The organism is Chryseobacterium sp. ZHDP1 (assembly GCF_018603435.1).
In the GTDB taxonomy this organism is placed as follows: domain Bacteria; phylum Bacteroidota; class Bacteroidia; order Flavobacteriales; family Weeksellaceae; genus Chryseobacterium; species Chryseobacterium indicum.
Genome location: NZ_CP075682.1, coordinates 635781 through 652151, shown reverse-complemented (window position 1 = coordinate 652151; position 16371 = coordinate 635781). Strand labels below are relative to the sequence as shown.

The window sequence follows — 16371 nt, the reverse complement described above, 5'->3', positions numbered from 1 at the left end:
ACAATTTTACACAAAAAATCCCGAATTTATCGTGTCGGGATTTGTATTTTTTAAATATGTTTTGGCACTAATCCAAAACGCTCCATCCTCTTTTCGGGTTATTATTATTGGACACTTCCTGCTCGTTAACAATAATATTTTCTTTTCTCTGACCAATATAATCCAGTTCACTCAGTTTGGCAAAGATCGTTTCAAGACTTCGCAGCATCTGCTGAATATAAAGGAACGGTTCTCCGCAATTATGATGATCGTAATTGGTTTCGGCAACTATTGATAGCTGATTAAGCAAGATATGAGGAGCAATTTCACTCCATTCCAGACTGTAATTCAGCATTTCTTCCAATTCTGCAGGAACCAGAACCTGAGTCGCATTATACAGTCGGAGTGCAAGTTTTGCAAAAGATTCAATTAAAAATACAGGCGGCTGATAAGGCGTAATATTTCTGAACTGAAAATACATATCTCCGAAAGTATCGATCATGGTATTGCACAGGAATTTTACATTTTGTGCCAATGCCGTATTCTGGTTTTTATGAGAAGCTTTCTGAATAATTTTAAAAGCATACTGCTGTAAATTCCCAATGGATTTTGCAAAATTGTTGTAATAGCCAAGCAACGCAGGATGACTCTGAATCGATGTGCATGGCGGAATAAAATTGGAATCTACCTGCGCAATATTTCCTTTTAAATCTACTTTTCCGATGATCAGATAATTTCCTCCCGAATAACTGCTGTTCAGAGATGTTACGGGAAGCAATTCGATATGGTGATTCGATTGTGTATTCGGATGACGGGGCGGAATTTCCTCCGGATCGATATCTCCGAAAGGAACTTTATCAAAAGGATTTACCGAAATCAGGATATAATATTCTCCGTCTGCCTGTTCCTCATGCATGGATTTTGCCAGAGATTTCACGCTTACTCTCCTGTCGTTCAGTTCAATTCTGTAACCCGCCATCGTAACCGCGCTGCAATGTTTGATAACGAGCTGAACATCATTGGTAGCCGTATTATGAACATCAAAAATAGTTCGGTCGGTAAAATTATTTGAGATCGGTAAAAGTCCGTAATTATAGGTCGTTATTCCCAAAGAATTGGAATCTCGAATGGTATCGATTAAAAAATTATCCTGATCATTAAGATGTCTCTGGGAAACTTTCATCCCGTCAACCCAATTAATGGCAAAATGCTTTATAGGCTGTATCATATTCAATATTTTAGATGGTGTTTTGCTGTGGTTTTCTTACGCCTTCCTCTTCATGCTGGATCACTCTTTTGCAGATCACGACGTCGTTTTCAGAAATTTTGTTTTCTGAAATGTCCTGATCAAAATCGATGTATTTTCTGAAGCTGAAGAACGATTTTTTGGTATAAAAGATCCAGTAATACGATTCTCGGGTTTCATCCGTAAGATGAATAACAGAATTGGGGTTTTTGTGGTTATAATCGTCCACAACTCTGTAAAACCAGTCTCCGAAAGTAATTCCCGTAGGTAAAGTCTTAGCTTTGATTCTGAATCTGTTGGAATCCTCAAGGTTTTTGCTTAATTCTACATTCAAAACCATTAATCTGTCGAAATCCGCTCCTTCAAAATCCGGAAGTTTCTGTTCCGGAGAATACCTCCAGGTTTTATAAATATCCACCGGAATGCTGATTAACAGGACATAACAGTAATGAAAAACGAGAGGAACAATAAATATGAAAATACTCGTTGCTGCCATAATCGGATAACCGGTTCCACGACTCATCCAGCCGAAAATCAGGTAAAAAAGATACCCTCCGAATCCGATGCACGTTAAAGAAAGAATCGATTCAAACAAAATACTTTTTGTGGTAGAACTGAAATGTTTTTTGAAATACCGATCTGATAAATTAACATGAATAATTCCTAAAATAAGGTAAATGATCTGGGCAATTAAATACCAGTAAGGATTGAATAAATTTCCTGCAAACCCGAAAATTCCCGGAATCGCAAGGCATAAACTGCACAGCAGAACATAGATGATAATGGTTTTGATCTTAATTGCGGGTTTGTCTTTTCTGATGATTCCTAAAATGACCATCATGATAACCGCAAATAAAGGCATAAGAATATACCTTAAAAAGATTCCTTTTACTGAAGAAATTTCCATTTGTCTTTTTTCGAATTAATATTTTTCTTGGTGATTGTAAATATAGTTAAAAAAATTCACAGAAAGGTAGAGTAACCGAGCCGGTTTGCATTTCTATCATCATCTTCCAGTGCAAAAGAATAATCCTGTTTTTCTGTGATGAAATTTTCTTCCACATCCACACTTACAGGCAGAAAATAATCGTACATCGCCTGCAAAACTTTCCGGAACGGACTTCCGTCTATATATTTTTTCATTTCGTTGTAAGGAATCGGTCCGATGTTTATTACCCAGTTTCTTTGTCCGTCCATATGTTTTCCGCTCGGAATATAGGTAACTCCCAATCTGGAATTTCCAAGCAGCATAGAATCGTCCTCCTCTTCCACTCCGTCAATAACATTCGGGGCAAAAGTTACTTTTACAGGAATTTGTAAAAATGCGGTCATACATCGCTCAAACCATGATTTATTTCCTCTGATCTGATGAAAAAACGGAAGAATATAAATAAAAATACAGGCGTTTTTTTTATCTAATTTATTAATCAGAGGCCAGAGTTCACTTACAGTTTCCAGTAAAGAATCTGTATCACTTGATATTTCAAAATCAAACTCTTTGAGTAAAGCACTGATCTCGGTAAAAAATATTTCCAGCTCAAAAGGCTTGAAAAATTTTCGGGCATCCTCTTCCACTTTTTTCTGTTTGCGGATTTCGCGGACAACGGTGTCTACATTTTTTCGGGAAGCTCCCAAAGAAGGCGGATGGAAAAGTCCTTCGGGAAGATAATCGTAAATTCCTTCTCTATACGTTTCTATGGTAAAAACTTCTTCGTCAAAACCCAGATAATCGCTCGAAATACTTTTAATATCCTTTAAATAAGCACGGTCATTAATCCCGATCCTGTCGATAAAAATATTGCTTACCGCTCTGTGGTATTTTAAAAGATTAACGGCTACAGCTTCCGCTTTGAAGTCGGTCTGCAGCTTATTGTATTGCATATCTACAATATTATTCTCATACATGGTTTTTCCTGTGATTTGGCTTGTAAAAATAGTATATCTCGAATTATTGAAAAAATATTCTTTCAATAAATTCATATTAAAAATACTAAATTATTAGCATTTAAAAGAATAATATAAACCTGAAATGTAAAATTTATGAAAAATTGCAACAAAAAATTCACTTTAAAAATCCGAAATAATATTGGGTTGTGTTTAAGATTACGTTAATTTTTAAAATCCTTATCCTCAAGCTTAACCTGAACCTTAAATTAACCGTATCTTTGCTCCCTGAAAATGTTATTTTACAATGAAAAGTATTTATTCTAAAATGCTGGTTTTAGCATTCATCGCATCTTCGCTTTATTCTTATGCGTGGGGATTAACGGGACACAGAATTATTGCAGAGATCGCAGAAAATCACCTTTCCGGAAAGGCAAAAAGAGAGATCAGAAAAATGATGGGGAGAGAACGTCTTGCGTACTGGGCAAACTGGCCGGATTTCATTAAGTCTGATACTACAGGAGTCTGGAAAGAAACTTCAGCATGGCATTATGTAAACATCGATCCGCAGACGGATTTTAAAGTATTTGAAGAAAAACTGAAAGCGCAGGCGGGATCAAGTTTATACACACAGATCAAAACATTATCCAGCCAGATCAAAGACGAAAAAACGTCTGAAAAAGACAGAAAAATCGCTTTAATTTTCCTGATCCATATGATGGGAGATCTTTCGCAGCCTTTACACGTAGGAAGAGCGGAAGATTTGGGAGGAAACAAAATTAATGTGACATATTTCGGAGATAAATCCAATTTGCACTCTGTCTGGGACGGAAAACTGGTAGATTCTCAGAAATACAGCTACACAGAATATGCAAAATTATTAGACATCAAATCTGATGATGAAGTAAAGCAGATCCAGACCGGAACTTTAGAAGACTGGCTGTACGATTCCCACAAAATAGCCAACAGAATCTATGCACAGACCCCAAACGATTCTAAACTGTCTTACGATTATCAGTACAAATTTAATGATACAATGGAAAGACAGCTTTTATACGGAGGATTGAGACTGGCGAAACTGCTGAATGACCTTTTTTAAAGTGAAATTGTCAATGGTGAATTTTAAAAGTCAATTTTTTTCACCTTTAAATAATAGAGCGGAACTTCGGTTTCGCTTTTTTTATTTTAAATAACAATATTCACAATATTTGTCATGCTGAAACCATCTAAAAAAGTTTAATGAAAGATTTGTTTTCAGGTAAGACTTGAGCATATATTTCGAACGCGAAAAGCCTTTATGTAAAAAGTTTTAAAAATTTATTGAACATCTAAAAAGCCCTAAAATCGCTGTTCTGTGAAGTGAGAGCTATAATTTACAACTATTTTTTCAAATGAAGTTTAATTAAATGAAAATATTTTGTAACCCGTGTAACCTTTTTGTTCCTTCATACGTATATTATAGTAGAAACTCTTTTTTGAGGATAAAATAGATGAGACAATTAAAAATCACTAAGCAGGTAACCAACAGGGAAACTGCTTCATTAGACAAGTATTTGCAGGAAATTGGTAAAGTAGAACTAATTACTGCGGACGAAGAGGTAGATTTGGCACAGAGAATCCGTGCGGGCGACAGAGCAGCACTGGAAAAATTAATTAAAGCCAACCTTCGTTTCGTGGTATCCGTTTCTAAACAGTACCAAAATCAAGGTCTTTCTTTACCCGATTTGATTAATGAAGGTAACTTAGGACTCATGAAGGCGGCAAAAAGGTATGATGAAACTAGAGGTTTCAAATTCATCTCTTACGCGGTTTGGTGGATTCGTCAGTCGATCTTACAGGCTTTGGCAGAACAGTCGAGAATTGTAAGATTGCCGTTAAATAAGATCGGTTCCATCAATAAAATCAACAAAGCTTACGCTCACCTTGAGCAGGAAAACGAAAGACCACCTTCTCCGGAAGAATTGGCGGAAGTTCTTGACATGAGCGAGGAAGATATCAAAGAATCGATGAAAAACTCCGGAAGACACCTGTCGATGGATGCTCCTTTAGTAGAAGGTGAAGATTCTAATCTCTATGACGTATTGCGTTCAGGAGAATCTCCAAGTCCGGATAAAGACTTAATGCTTGAATCTCTGCAAATCGAGATCGAAAGAGCATTGAATACTTTAACTCCGAGAGAGGCTGATTTGGTAAGATTATACTTCGGACTGAACGGAAAACATCCGATGACTTTAGAAGAAATCGGGGAAACTTTCGACCTTACAAGAGAGAGAGTTCGTCAGATCAAAGAAAAAGCGATCAAGAGATTGAAGCACAACACCAGAAGTAAGATCTTAAAATCTTATTTAGGGAAGTAATTTTTAACGAAACAATATTACGCGGAGCTTGATTTTCAGGTTCCGCTTTTTTATTTTTGCTGAAATGAATGAATCACAACTTTTTATCGGAGGAATTATCCTGATTTTTATTTTCGGGAATATATTCGTTTACTTCTTAAATAAAAATAAACAGAAACGGTTTTATGATTTCATCAGAGACAGAGAATTATACTTTAGTTCGAAATGTGGAAGCCGAGATAGAAGGCTATTCAAAATTAGGTGCAAAAATAAGCTACAGAAAAGCAGATATTGTTTTTCTGGATGACGAAATTTTCATTCTGACAATCAATAAACCCATCATTCAGCTTACTAAAAGTTATGAGGATTTTCCAGAGGTTTTCTATAAATATTCTTACTATGCAAAACAAAAAGTAAAAGAAAGACTAGAAATAAGGAATTCTAATAGAAGCATTAAAGTAAATCTTAACCTCAAAAAAAAAGATTTTGATTTAGAAAAATATATTAAAGGTCAAAATATGCATGATAATTGACCACTCATAAAACATAAATTTAATACATAATTAATCCGCTTGAAATCCAATTAGAAAAAGAATCCGATAGTTTCGCATGCAATTTAAAATCCCAAACAAATTAAATTAATCATGATTCAAAGAAAACTTTTCGGATGGATGCTTTTGCTTACCATAACGAGCATAGGATGTACAGATAATGAAATCGCTTCCACTTTAAAAGAAGAAAATTTATCTTCAAAAGCCGATCTCGGCAAAGCTGCCGCAGACGTAAGCGTAAATGCTTACACCGATACAAGCACATACATCAATTCCGGTTTTAGCTTTTTAAATCCTTCACAGATTGATAAAAACCGTCAGGCAATCGGCGGAAATGCTTATACCGAAGTCTACGGATTCAATATTCCTGAAGAAAACAGAGTGAGAGGAATCCGATGGAACACCGATGATGAAACAACTTCTCTTTGGAGACCGCAGGGAATTTCAGGATTTACCAAAGATGGGGTCCGTTATCTTTTGGTGAGTTGGTATGCGAAAGATGAAGCAGAATTTAAAGGTTCCCGAATTACCCTGATTGACATCAGTCCGAGTTCCAGTACATATCTTACTTACCGTCATATTCTTTTGGTTCAGCCCGATATTCCGGCAGGTACAACAGGCTATTCGCAGTATGGTTCTTATGCTCCGCTGAATGTTCATGCAGGCGGAATTGCCTATTTTAAAGGTAAAATTTATCTCAGCAGTACAAATTTAGGCGTCCGTGTTTTCGATCTGAATAAAATTATTGAAGTAAGTACAGGCGACACAACCAATGATAAATGTGGTAAAGATTCTAACGGAAACCTGTTCGCTTTCAATTACAGGTACATATTGCCGCAGACAGGATATCAGAAGATCAATAACGCAAATCCTTTCTCTACGATTCAGGTAAATGATGAAGGAACGCAGTTCTGGACAGGACAATATTATTCAGGCAGCGCGGATGCTTCCATTGTCCCAAAAGTATTTGGTTTTCCGGTTGATACGAACGGTAGACTTCAGAATACAGGAATTGTAACCGTGACTCCGAAAAACAGTCTTTTCACAGACAATCATGCGCACGGAATTCAGGGTGTTTCCAGAAAGGGCAACAGAACATGGCTTTCCTGTACCGGATCTCCAAGCAATTCTTACGGATCAAACGCGAGATTAGCGCGTTATACGGATGGTGCAGACGATACGGTACGTTTCAGATGGCCTTACGGAGCGGAATCTCTTTACTATGAATCTCAATATAATTATTTGTGGAGTTTAACCGAATACGAACCGAATGCAGGAGCACAAAACGGAAGTCAGGTGAACCGATGCATCTTTGCGGTTGATTTTTCCAAATACGAATAGTACAATTTGAATCTGAAATTCAAAAAACAGATAAAGACCGTCATTGTGATGGTCTTTTTTAATTCTAAAATTTGGATTTTATCTGCGATAAAATTCAGCAACAATCTTTATGAAAATCTTTAATTTTCTTGCGCTTTAAAGATTTGAGATTAATAAAAAACTTACGTCTTTGCGTTTTCCAACAAGAATATTTTATTTTTAAGCCTCCTTAGCTTAAAAAAACTGAGTGAAAATCAATGTATTTATTCCTTAAGGGCTTTAAGATTTTAAAACATTTAAAATTTTAGCTATCTTCACTTTTCAATTGAGAAACATGAATAACCATTCAGAAGAAAACAAAATATCAAAAGAGAAAAATGTTCTTGTTGTTTTAAATAACAGTCAGGAAATCAATACAGAACTTCAGTACATCATCGATCATTTCTGCGGAACCGTAGTTCATGAGCTTAGTCCGGAACTTGATCATCAAAAAATATACATCTGCGGAAATTTGGAAAATATTCAGAAAGACCATCATTTCCTGCATATCATTAAAGAATTTTCGGTGAATTTTGAAAATAGCAGCGAAGAAAAATCAAAGGTTATTCAAATTGGAGAAGTTCCGGTTATTGTAAGCAATGCGGGAGTCTATTTCCGAAGAATTTTTCATGAGAAGAATATTTTTGAAAAAGTAAAATCTGAACATCATTTTCAGGAGCTTACAGAATCCAATAAAGAAGCGAAAGCTCTGAGAAAAGGCGTTTATCTGAGTAAAGTGACTCATGAAGCCAATGAAAACGGAGAACAAACACTGCATTTCAATTTGTTGAGATGTTCGAGTAATCTGACAGGACCTACAGATAATTTCAGAGAAACCGACCGAAAAATTATAGCTCTTCTTAACGAATGTGCAAAAGAAACTTTTGAATATGAAACCGATCTGAATCACGCTTTGGTACAGATTTATGAGAACAAAAAGAAAACTTCCGATGCTGAAAAGGAAGTGAAAGCTAAAATTAAAGCCCATTCCGATAAAACGAAGGATATGCCGAAAGAAGGACTGATCGCATTCTGTACTTTCTACGACGATTCCAATTCCGACCATTTAAAACCATCGGAAACAGATCGATTTGATGTGTGTTATAAGCAAACGAGCGCATTAACAAGACTCCATTTCAGGCTTAAGAAAACGGTTGAGGATGAATCTCTGGAAAAAGAATTTACGGTTACTTTATACCCGGATTCTGCGTTTATTATTCCGCTGTCTACCAACAGATTGTATACACATGAAATCCGCCCTTCTGTTTTGGGAGTCGATCAGATTCCGATAAGAATGGGATATGTGGTTCGTTGTTCGAATCTTGAGGCGATGTACAGAGACAATCAGACCTACATCAGAGAAAGCGGTAGTTATGTTAAATTGGAAAGCATGACTCCTGAAATGCAGGCGGAACTTCGCAATTCTTATTACGAAGAGAACATGACGGAGAATAAGGTAAACTATAAAACAACCCATTTCAGCATGAATCTGGGCGATTATGAAAAACCAATACTGTAATGAGCAGCTTCGGATTTTATAAAATAAGGCTTCCTGAAAAGCAAAATACATTTGAAAATCTCTTGAATTCTGCGGATTTTGAAGCAACAGGAAAAGGCAGGCTCGGAAATCATCTCGTGAAAGAAGAAAACGGAACTTTTGCTGTTGTAAGAACAACAACAAGATATCAGATTCCGGCGAATCTCTTTTCTAGGGTTCATCATTCCGTTGTTGAACAAATTAACCAAACAATTTCAGCCGAAATAACAGATGTGCCTGAACAGCATTTCAACAATGCATTGATTGAAGTGTATGATTCTTCGTACTCGAAAATGGGTTTTCATTCCGATCAGGCTTTGGATCTGGAAGATCATTCATTTATTGCTTTGTTTTCATGCTATGAAAATCCAGACCAGTTAAAAGAAAATCAGCTCAGGAAGCTTGTTATAAAAGACAAAATCACGGAAGAAGAATCTGAAATTATACTGGATCATCATTCTGTTGTACTATTTTCTGTAGAAACGAACAAAAAGTTTCAGCATAAAATTGTTCTGAATTCTAATCCTAATTCCAAAGATTTTACGGATAACAGATGGTTGGGAATGACGTTCAGAACATCCAAAACCTTTATCAGATTTAAAGACAACCAACCGTATTTTTCAACCGGAGAATTATTTATTTTAGCCGATGAAGAAAAGGAAAAAGAGTTTTTCCGGCTGAGAGGTGAAGAAAACCGTTCTCTGGATTTTGTCTATCCTGATCTGTTTTTCACGATCAGTCCGGCAGATCTTTTAATTCCTGAAATAAAAAATTAAATAACTTCAGTTCGGATAAAAAATAAATTTAAATAATTGATTTATAATACTATAATGATTTATCGCAAAGAAAAACAAAAGATTTTTTTACTTATTGAAAGTTGGTAAGCTAAACAAAGGCACTTCGTTTATTTAAAAAAGACAAAATAGTATTACTTTAATAAGTTTTACGCCATTGTATATCTTAAAAGCTAAATTCTTAATAATTAATCTCTTTGTTTAGCATTGTGTTTAAGAAGACTTATCCGAACTCATATGAAATATATACACAACATGAAAAAATTATTTTTTACTTCTACCCTGCTTTTAGCCCTGTTTTCCTGCAATGAAAACAGATCCGAAAATAAACCTTTGGTTGAAAATGCAGTAGACAATGCGGAATCTTCCGCTTCAGGCTCCATAACAAAAGGAACAAGATTTTCTTCCCGTGAAGATGATATGGTTCATCAGATTTATGATGAATTGCTTAAAAACGATAAAAATCTTCAGGCTCTTGATGAAAAAGTAAGCATGATCGACAGCAAAACAGATGAGGCTACTCTTGAATATGATGATGTCATTAGCAAATCTGAAACCTATTACAGCAATGCGGAATCTTTGGCTAAATCTCTAAGCGATTCAATATCACGAAAAGCAATTGAAGCAGAAATTAAAAAAAGCGCAGAACGCTATAATCTCAAAGTGAAAAAGATAAAAGATCTGATTGAAGAAATTACAAAAAACCGTGAAAGAATTCACGATACGTATACAATTTTCAAAATCAGAAAAACCCTTCCTGAAATTGAAAAATATCAGAATGCACATCCTTTAAAAACAGACAGTCTGGATAATTTTATCAGTAAACAGAATCAACTGCTGAGCGAATTGAAAAATCTAAAATAATGAATGAAATATCGATCATCGGAGGCGGAATCGGCGGTTTAACATTAGGAAATATCCTGAAACAACAAAACATTGATTTTACCCTGTATGAATCGGCAGCGGAAATAAAACCTGTCGGTTCCGGAATTATGATGGCAATCAACGCGATGCAGATCTTCGATAGATTGGGGTTAAAAGAAAAAATTGAACAGGCGGGAAACAAAATTCACGGCATTTCGATTACAGATGAAAAGCTGAAACTTATTTCCAAAACCAATGTTCTGGAATTGGAGAAGAAATACAATTCATGCAATGTAGCCATTCACAGAGCCGATCTGCAAAAGATTTTGGCGGAAAATATCGGCTATGAAACTATTCAACTGAATCATGCGCTGAACAAAATTGAAAAGAAAGAAAATTACATTCTACATTTTGAAAACGGAACTGAAACTGAAAGCAAAATTGTTTTCGGAGCGGACGGAATTCATTCAAAAGTCAGAAAGCAGATTTTCGGAACCGGAACCATCAGAAATACACAGCAATTGTGTTGGCGCGGTTTGGCAGAATTTGATCTTCCTGAAAATTTCCACCATGAAGCCATTGAAGCATGGGGAAAAGGAAAACGTTTTGGTTTTGTAAGAATGACCGACCGAAAAATATACTGGTATGCTGTTATCAATAAAAACATTCATCAGACTGATAATCAATTAGCTGAAAATTTTCACGGTTTTCATCCTCTGATTCTTGAAATTATTGAGAAAACATTTCAGGAAAATATCATTTTTAACGAAATTATCGACCTCGCTCCTATTCCGAAATGGCACACGAATCATCTTTGTCTGATCGGTGATGCAGCACACGCCACAACGCCGAATCTCGGACAGGGAGCCTGTCAGTCAATTGAAGACGCTTATATTATCGGAAAGCTGCTGGAAAACCATCAGAATTTCAATGAAGTTTTTGAAAATTTTCAGAAGACCAGAAGAAAAAAAGTAGATTATGTAGTTGATACAAGCTGGAAAATCGGACAGGTTTCACAATGGGAAAAAGGAACTTTTTTAAGGAATTTCATGTTCAGACTGGTTCCTGAAAGCTTTAATCAAAAACTGGTTGAAAAAACAATTCGACTGGAAATGTAGTTTCCCAGACATTTTGATTATCTGTCTGCTTGTTTTTTAACGCGAAGTACGCAAAGATTTTCTTTTAAAAACTTACCGGAAATTTTTAAGTTCGCTAAGACGTTTGACTTTAATAAGCACACAGAGCGTTTTTTATTACATCCTAATTATTTTTAAATGTATCCTTCAATTTGCCTGCAAATTCTTAATCTCTCTTAACTGCTTAACTGCTCTTAATGTTTATCTTTTTATAACGCTCTTTGAGATTATTGAGAATATTCTTCGTTTGCAAAGGTTCAACAAGCTCAGTAGCTATTCACTCAGCGAAGATATTTCCAAAGGTAAATCATAAAACGTTCGCTTAATTACAGATGAAATTTGAATAACTTTGTTTACTTTAAAATATTTATCTTAAAATATCAACTTTGCGTTAAAATTTTCAGTTTGAATGCAATTGAAAAATTTTAATTAGACTGTTTAATAAAGTTTCAGCAGACTTTCAGATAAATTTCATTCTGTCTGTCGGAAATAAAAATCCTTCAAAATTTAAAAATCTTGAAGGATTAAATATTCTATTGTTTTATAAAAACTTTAATAAATAAGGGTAATTCCGGCTCCCCATCCCATTTCATTATCATAATTTCCGGAAACAGAAAGCCATTTCTGTAAAATATAGCGCAAACCTGTATTGAATTCGCCATCAGAATTGACCGTAAAATTTCCGCGAAGCCTTCTTGAAAGCGGAATATCTTCCCTGCTGAACTCCAGTAAAACCTTTCCGTTCTGGTCTACACTTGCATCCGCTGTAACGAGCATCGGTAAAAGATACTGCATCCCGACCGTAAATGCACCCTGAGTTTTGGAAGCCTTCTGCTGTCCGAACCACGTTTTTCTGCCGTGAAAATCCATTCCCATTTCTTCTGCCATTTTTCGTTCCATAATTTCATGATTTTTCTGAATTCTGAAACCCGCATAAGGAATTGCCCACTGGAATTTTCCTAAAAATATGCCGACTTTAAAATTTCCGTCAAAATGATTAAAATCCCAGTTCGAGTGAAATTCATTTAAATTAGCCCATCTCGGTCCGAACATTGTCATGGTTTCGGCATGTATTTTATTGCTGTTAAGATCAAGCATTGCCATTGAGCTTATCATCCTGTTATCTTTCAGAAAATTTTTCCAAGCCAGTTTTCTTTCGGGTAGTTGTGGATTCGGTTTGGAATTTTCATAGCTGAAAATTCTTCCCATTCCCGCCATCATGTGATACAGAATGTGGCAGTGGAAAAACCAGTCGCCATCCTGATTGGCAGCAAATTCAATCGTATTGGTTTCCATCGGCATGATGTCTACCACATTTTTAAGCGGAGAATATTCACCTTTTGAGTTGATTAATCTGAAATCATGTCCGTGAAGATGCATCGGATGGCGCATCATTGAATTGTTATACATTGTAATCCTCAGAATTTCTCCTTTTTTGACTAAAATTTTATCGGTTTCCGTCACCGTTTTATTATCTAAAGTCCAGAGATAATGGTTCATATTTCCTTCCAGAGTAAATTTCAGTTCGCGGACGTTTTCTGTCGGAAGAATGGTTTTCTCAGGAGATTTTAACAGATTATAAGACAGCCTTTTAATTGATTTTTCTTCCTTCATTTCCATCGAATGACCAGAATGCTCTTCGTTTTCCTCTTGGGTTTTGATGCCCATCATTTCATTCATGTGCTTCATCGTCATTTTTCGTTGATTTTCAGGAAGTTCGGGATACATCACTTCGTTCATATCCATCATCTGGTTGCCCATCGTCATGTTCATCGGCTTCATATTTCCGCTCATTTCCATCATTCCGTTCATCATTTTCATGCCTTCGAAAAGCTTTAATCTGGGTAAATCGGGTGCTTCTACTTTCTCTCCTGAACCCAGCCAGAGCGAAGCGTGACCAATTCTGTCCTCCGAAGTTGCCCGAAATTCAAAACTTTTATTTTCCGGAATGGTGACTTCAATATCGTACGTTTCAGAGACTCCTACAATCAATCGGTCGACTTCTACCGGAACCACATCGTTTCCGTCATTTCCCACTACTTTTATTTTCCCGCCTCCAAAATTCAGCCAGAAATAAGTGGATGAACCTCCATTTGCCACTCTTAACCGTATTTTATCTCCAGCTTTTAAGCTTGAATAGTCAGAACTTGGCTGCCCATTGATGAGAAATTTATCGTAGAAAACATCACTTACGTCCATAGCTTCCATCCTTTTCCATTCATTCAGCACTTTTGTTCCGAAGTTTCCGGATTTTATAGCTTCCCAATAACTTTGCACCGAATTTTTCTTAATGGCATACCAATCTGTATTTGCCATATGAAGACGTCTTGCAATCTGCATCGGATTTTCATCACTCCAATCACCGAGTAAAACAGGGATTTCCTGGGTGTAATTTACTTTTGGCTCTCCTTCTCTTTTTTGAAAGACCAAAATTCCGTTCATCCCGATCTGTTCCTGCAAACTTTCATGAGAATGATACCAGTAGGTTCCGTTCTGGGAAACTTTAAATTTATATAAATGTGTTTCTCCCGGTTTTACAGGTTTTGTCGTTAAATACGGAACGCCGTCGTGTTCATTTGGTAAAATCACGCCGTGCCAGTGAAAGCCTGTATTTTCTTTCAGCATATTGTGAAGAAAAATTTCGGCAGTATCGCCTTCCGTGAAATATAAAGTCGGAGCCTGTAATTTTCCGTTGACAGCAATTGCTCTGCGGTTTTTTCCTGTAAAATTTACGATTGTATCTTTGACGTATAAATCATAACGAATCGTTTTTCCTCCAAAATTTACTCTGCCGTTTTCCGAATTTCTTTTTAAAACAGAGTTATCAGGTTTAGGTTCCGGATCTGATTGATGTTGCGAATGATTTTCAATTTCTATCAAATCCATTCCGCATTTCGGACATTTTCCGGGTTTGTCTGAAATGATTTCCGGATGCATCGGACAGATATATTTTTGAGGCTGAGATTGGGTTTTAGAATGAGACTTTGACTGTGTTAATACTTTAGTCTCAGATGTATTTAAAACAGGTTTAGAAATATTTGCTTTATCTGCTTTTTTTGCCTTTTTAGAATCATTCTTTTTCTCAATCTTAGCCTTACTCTTATTATTAATTTCTTTTGATTTTATTTCTGTTTTCTGTATGGGTTCTGCTTCCGGCTTTGAAATAGTCTTCGGTTTTACAGCAACTACTTTTTTCCTTAAGGTCATTCCGCATTTCGGGCAGTCTCTCGGTTTTGAAGAAACGATTTCCGGATGCATCGGACAACTGAAATAGGTTTTTGTAGTCTGTGAAAAACTGAAAACAGAGAATAAAAACAGCAGAAATATTATTATTTTTTTCATAATATTTCGAAGTTTTTTAAAGTTGTATAGCCTGAATTAAATTTTAAAAACTTTCATTTTGAGCAAAACGATGTGAAGTAGAAAATCTAAAATCACTTAATTTTTAATGGAAAGCTCGCAAAGATTTTGTTGAAATTATTGAGAATATTTTTAAGTTCACAAAGGCGTTTCACTTAACTAAGATCTCATAGTTTTGGAATACACTCCAAATCAATCTATTAAAGTAAATTTTAATTTAAGCTATACAACTTATTATTTTTAAATAAGATATAATTGTTATTTAATTGTAGATTTCACATTTCCACAAGAAAGCATTGATTTTCCGTAGTAAGGATTTACAATCTTGGATTCATCACTCAGCCAGCTTCCGTCTGCCATCGGACAATATTGAACATAAACCGGATTTTCAGAAAATTTGAATTCTTTTGCCAGAGCGATCATATTATCGGAAAGATTCATAAATGTTTCTCTTTGTGTACTGATGTTTCTTGCTTCAGAAATTGCAGTAGCATCTTTTCTGAGAATATTTAAATTTCCTTCCGAAACCTGTTTGTAATCAATTGTAGAAGCTGTCTTAATGAATTCCGTAGCTGCTTTGGATGTTTGATCGGCATCGTCTGAAGCCAGAGCAGATTTTATAGCAATATAATTTTGGTATAGTTTTGTAACCTGTGCATCTTTTTTAGATTGTGCTGAAATTGAAATAATTGAGAATAATGAGAATATTGCTGTAATGATATATTTTTTCATTGTTTTAAATTTTAGAATTAATTTTTAAAGAAAAAGTTGGTAAATTGATCGCGTAAAGCGACAAGCCGTGTCATTCGTAAAGATCAAAAGATCAAACGACTGACGGATTTTAAATTCTAAAATTACAATGACTGATAAAGATCGGAACGGAACGGTTTTCCGGCGGCGCATTGATCTGAATCTGAGAAAATTTTGTTGTCGAAAAAGAATGATCTACGAAGAAAAAATCGTTTTTGTGAACGTCATGGATTTGTTTTAAAAAATCAATTTTAAGAAAATCTGACTTTTGAGAATCATCCACTTTTACGATTTTGATTTCTGTCTTACAACAATCCTTTTTGGTTTTTACGCCACATTTACTGCAGACATCATCCACTTTCTGACTGATGGAAGCCAGCTCATTCATGCAATAATGAACGCTGAAAACCGCTCCGGAAGAAAAACCGAAGTAGAAAACAGAGAACAGGATGGCAAGAATCTTTTTCATTGAGACAAAGTTAAAAATATAAAGTCAACCTTCGTTATAAAATTCTGTAAAGATGTTATAAAATTCAGGAAATAAAAAAACTCCCGAAAATTTTCAGGAGTCTGTA

The 16371-nt window shown here is 35.6% G+C and carries 14 protein-coding genes; 8 read left to right on the top strand and 6 right to left on the bottom strand.

The window, feature by feature from the left end:
* Positions 1-67 precede the first annotated feature (67 nt).
* Genes KKI44_RS02920 through KKI44_RS02910 form a run of 3 tightly spaced genes read right to left on the bottom strand, consistent with a single transcriptional unit; the run spans position 68 to position 3205 of the window.
* A complete protein-coding gene (locus KKI44_RS02920; protein ID WP_214589762.1) occupies positions 68-1207 on the bottom strand; it encodes a hypothetical protein in 1140 nt (379 codons plus the stop codon).
* Between the two features lie 10 nt (positions 1208-1217).
* The gene (locus KKI44_RS02915; RefSeq protein WP_214589761.1) at positions 1218-2132 is read right to left on the bottom strand and encodes a TssN family type VI secretion system protein; all 915 of its coding nucleotides are present in this window, start codon (positions 2130-2132) and stop codon (positions 1218-1220) included.
* A gap of 56 nt (positions 2133-2188) precedes the next feature.
* Positions 2189-3205 (bottom strand): type VI secretion system baseplate subunit TssG, encoded by a 1017-nt coding sequence (locus KKI44_RS02910; RefSeq protein WP_250902146.1) that lies wholly within the window; start codon positions 3203-3205, stop codon positions 2189-2191.
* A 211-nt stretch (positions 3206-3416) separates the two neighbouring features.
* On the opposite strand from KKI44_RS02910, the gene KKI44_RS02905 reads away from it, so the two are divergent.
* From KKI44_RS02905 to KKI44_RS02870, 8 genes are all read left to right on the top strand, one after another.
* On the top strand, positions 3417-4208 hold the full coding sequence (locus tag KKI44_RS02905) for a S1/P1 nuclease (protein ID WP_214589760.1): 792 nt from the start codon (positions 3417-3419) through the stop codon (positions 4206-4208).
* A gap of 391 nt (positions 4209-4599) precedes the next feature.
* On the top strand, positions 4600-5466 hold the full coding sequence (locus KKI44_RS02900; RefSeq protein ID WP_027385416.1) for an RNA polymerase sigma factor RpoD/SigA: 867 nt from the start codon (positions 4600-4602) through the stop codon (positions 5464-5466).
* 164 nt (positions 5467-5630) lie between these two features.
* Complete coding sequence (locus KKI44_RS02895) at positions 5631-5978, top strand: hypothetical protein (RefSeq protein WP_214589759.1); 348 nt, start codon at positions 5631-5633, stop codon at positions 5976-5978.
* 111 nt (positions 5979-6089) lie between these two features.
* A complete protein-coding gene (locus tag KKI44_RS02890; RefSeq protein WP_214589758.1) occupies positions 6090-7337 on the top strand; it encodes a hypothetical protein in 1248 nt (415 codons plus the stop codon).
* Between the two features lie 313 nt (positions 7338-7650).
* Positions 7651-8874 (top strand): hypothetical protein, encoded by a 1224-nt coding sequence (locus KKI44_RS02885; protein ID WP_214589757.1) that lies wholly within the window; start codon positions 7651-7653, stop codon positions 8872-8874.
* A complete protein-coding gene (locus KKI44_RS02880; RefSeq protein WP_214589756.1) occupies positions 8874-9668 on the top strand; it encodes an alpha-ketoglutarate-dependent dioxygenase AlkB in 795 nt (264 codons plus the stop codon). The genes KKI44_RS02885 and KKI44_RS02880 overlap by 1 nt, the downstream gene beginning before the upstream one ends.
* Positions 9669-9941: 273 nt before the next feature.
* A complete protein-coding gene (locus tag KKI44_RS02875) occupies positions 9942-10550 on the top strand; it encodes a hypothetical protein (RefSeq protein ID WP_214589755.1) in 609 nt (202 codons plus the stop codon).
* The gene (locus KKI44_RS02870) at positions 10550-11668 is read left to right on the top strand and encodes an FAD-dependent monooxygenase (protein WP_214589754.1); all 1119 of its coding nucleotides are present in this window, start codon (positions 10550-10552) and stop codon (positions 11666-11668) included. The genes KKI44_RS02875 and KKI44_RS02870 overlap by 1 nt, the downstream gene beginning before the upstream one ends.
* 570 nt (positions 11669-12238) lie before the next feature.
* Here KKI44_RS02870 and KKI44_RS02865 read toward each other — a convergent pair.
* The 3 genes from KKI44_RS02865 to KKI44_RS02855 form a co-directional block, all read right to left on the bottom strand.
* Positions 12239-15028: a multicopper oxidase domain-containing protein gene (locus tag KKI44_RS02865; protein ID WP_250902145.1), complete on the bottom strand. Its 2790-nt coding sequence runs from the start codon at positions 15026-15028 to the stop codon at positions 12239-12241.
* A gap of 276 nt (positions 15029-15304) precedes the next feature.
* Entirely contained in the window at positions 15305-15778 is a 474-nt protein-coding gene (locus tag KKI44_RS02860) for a DUF3347 domain-containing protein (RefSeq protein ID WP_214589753.1), read from the bottom strand.
* Positions 15779-15887: 109 nt separating this feature from the next.
* Entirely contained in the window at positions 15888-16265 is a 378-nt protein-coding gene (locus KKI44_RS02855) for an HYC_CC_PP family protein (protein WP_214589752.1), read from the bottom strand.
* Between the last annotated feature and the right edge of the window lie 106 nt (positions 16266-16371).

What these genes read in the sequence shown, in the direction of transcription:
- KKI44_RS02920 (WP_214589762.1), bottom strand. Translation starts at nt 1,207, where the DNA reads ATGATACAGCCTATAAAGCATTTTGCCATTAATTGGGTTGACGGGATG.
- KKI44_RS02915 (WP_214589761.1), bottom strand. Translation starts at nt 2,132, where the DNA reads ATGGAAATTTCTTCAGTAAAAGGAATCTTTTTAAGGTATATTCTTATG.
- KKI44_RS02910 (WP_250902146.1), bottom strand. Translation starts at nt 3,205, where the DNA reads ATGAATTTATTGAAAGAATATTTTTTCAATAATTCGAGATATACTATT.
- KKI44_RS02905 (WP_214589760.1), top strand. Translation starts at nt 3,417, where the DNA reads ATGAAAAGTATTTATTCTAAAATGCTGGTTTTAGCATTCATCGCATCT.
- KKI44_RS02900 (WP_027385416.1), top strand. Translation starts at nt 4,600, where the DNA reads ATGAGACAATTAAAAATCACTAAGCAGGTAACCAACAGGGAAACTGCT.
- KKI44_RS02895 (WP_214589759.1), top strand. Translation starts at nt 5,631, where the DNA reads ATGATTTCATCAGAGACAGAGAATTATACTTTAGTTCGAAATGTGGAA.
- KKI44_RS02890 (WP_214589758.1), top strand. Translation starts at nt 6,090, where the DNA reads ATGATTCAAAGAAAACTTTTCGGATGGATGCTTTTGCTTACCATAACG.
- KKI44_RS02885 (WP_214589757.1), top strand. Translation starts at nt 7,651, where the DNA reads ATGAATAACCATTCAGAAGAAAACAAAATATCAAAAGAGAAAAATGTT.
- KKI44_RS02880 (WP_214589756.1), top strand. Translation starts at nt 8,874, where the DNA reads ATGAGCAGCTTCGGATTTTATAAAATAAGGCTTCCTGAAAAGCAAAAT.
- KKI44_RS02875 (WP_214589755.1), top strand. Translation starts at nt 9,942, where the DNA reads ATGAAAAAATTATTTTTTACTTCTACCCTGCTTTTAGCCCTGTTTTCC.
- KKI44_RS02870 (WP_214589754.1), top strand. Translation starts at nt 10,550, where the DNA reads ATGAATGAAATATCGATCATCGGAGGCGGAATCGGCGGTTTAACATTA.
- KKI44_RS02865 (WP_250902145.1), bottom strand. Translation starts at nt 15,028, where the DNA reads ATGAAAAAAATAATAATATTTCTGCTGTTTTTATTCTCTGTTTTCAGT.
- KKI44_RS02860 (WP_214589753.1), bottom strand. Translation starts at nt 15,778, where the DNA reads ATGAAAAAATATATCATTACAGCAATATTCTCATTATTCTCAATTATT.
- KKI44_RS02855 (WP_214589752.1), bottom strand. Translation starts at nt 16,265, where the DNA reads ATGAAAAAGATTCTTGCCATCCTGTTCTCTGTTTTCTACTTCGGTTTT.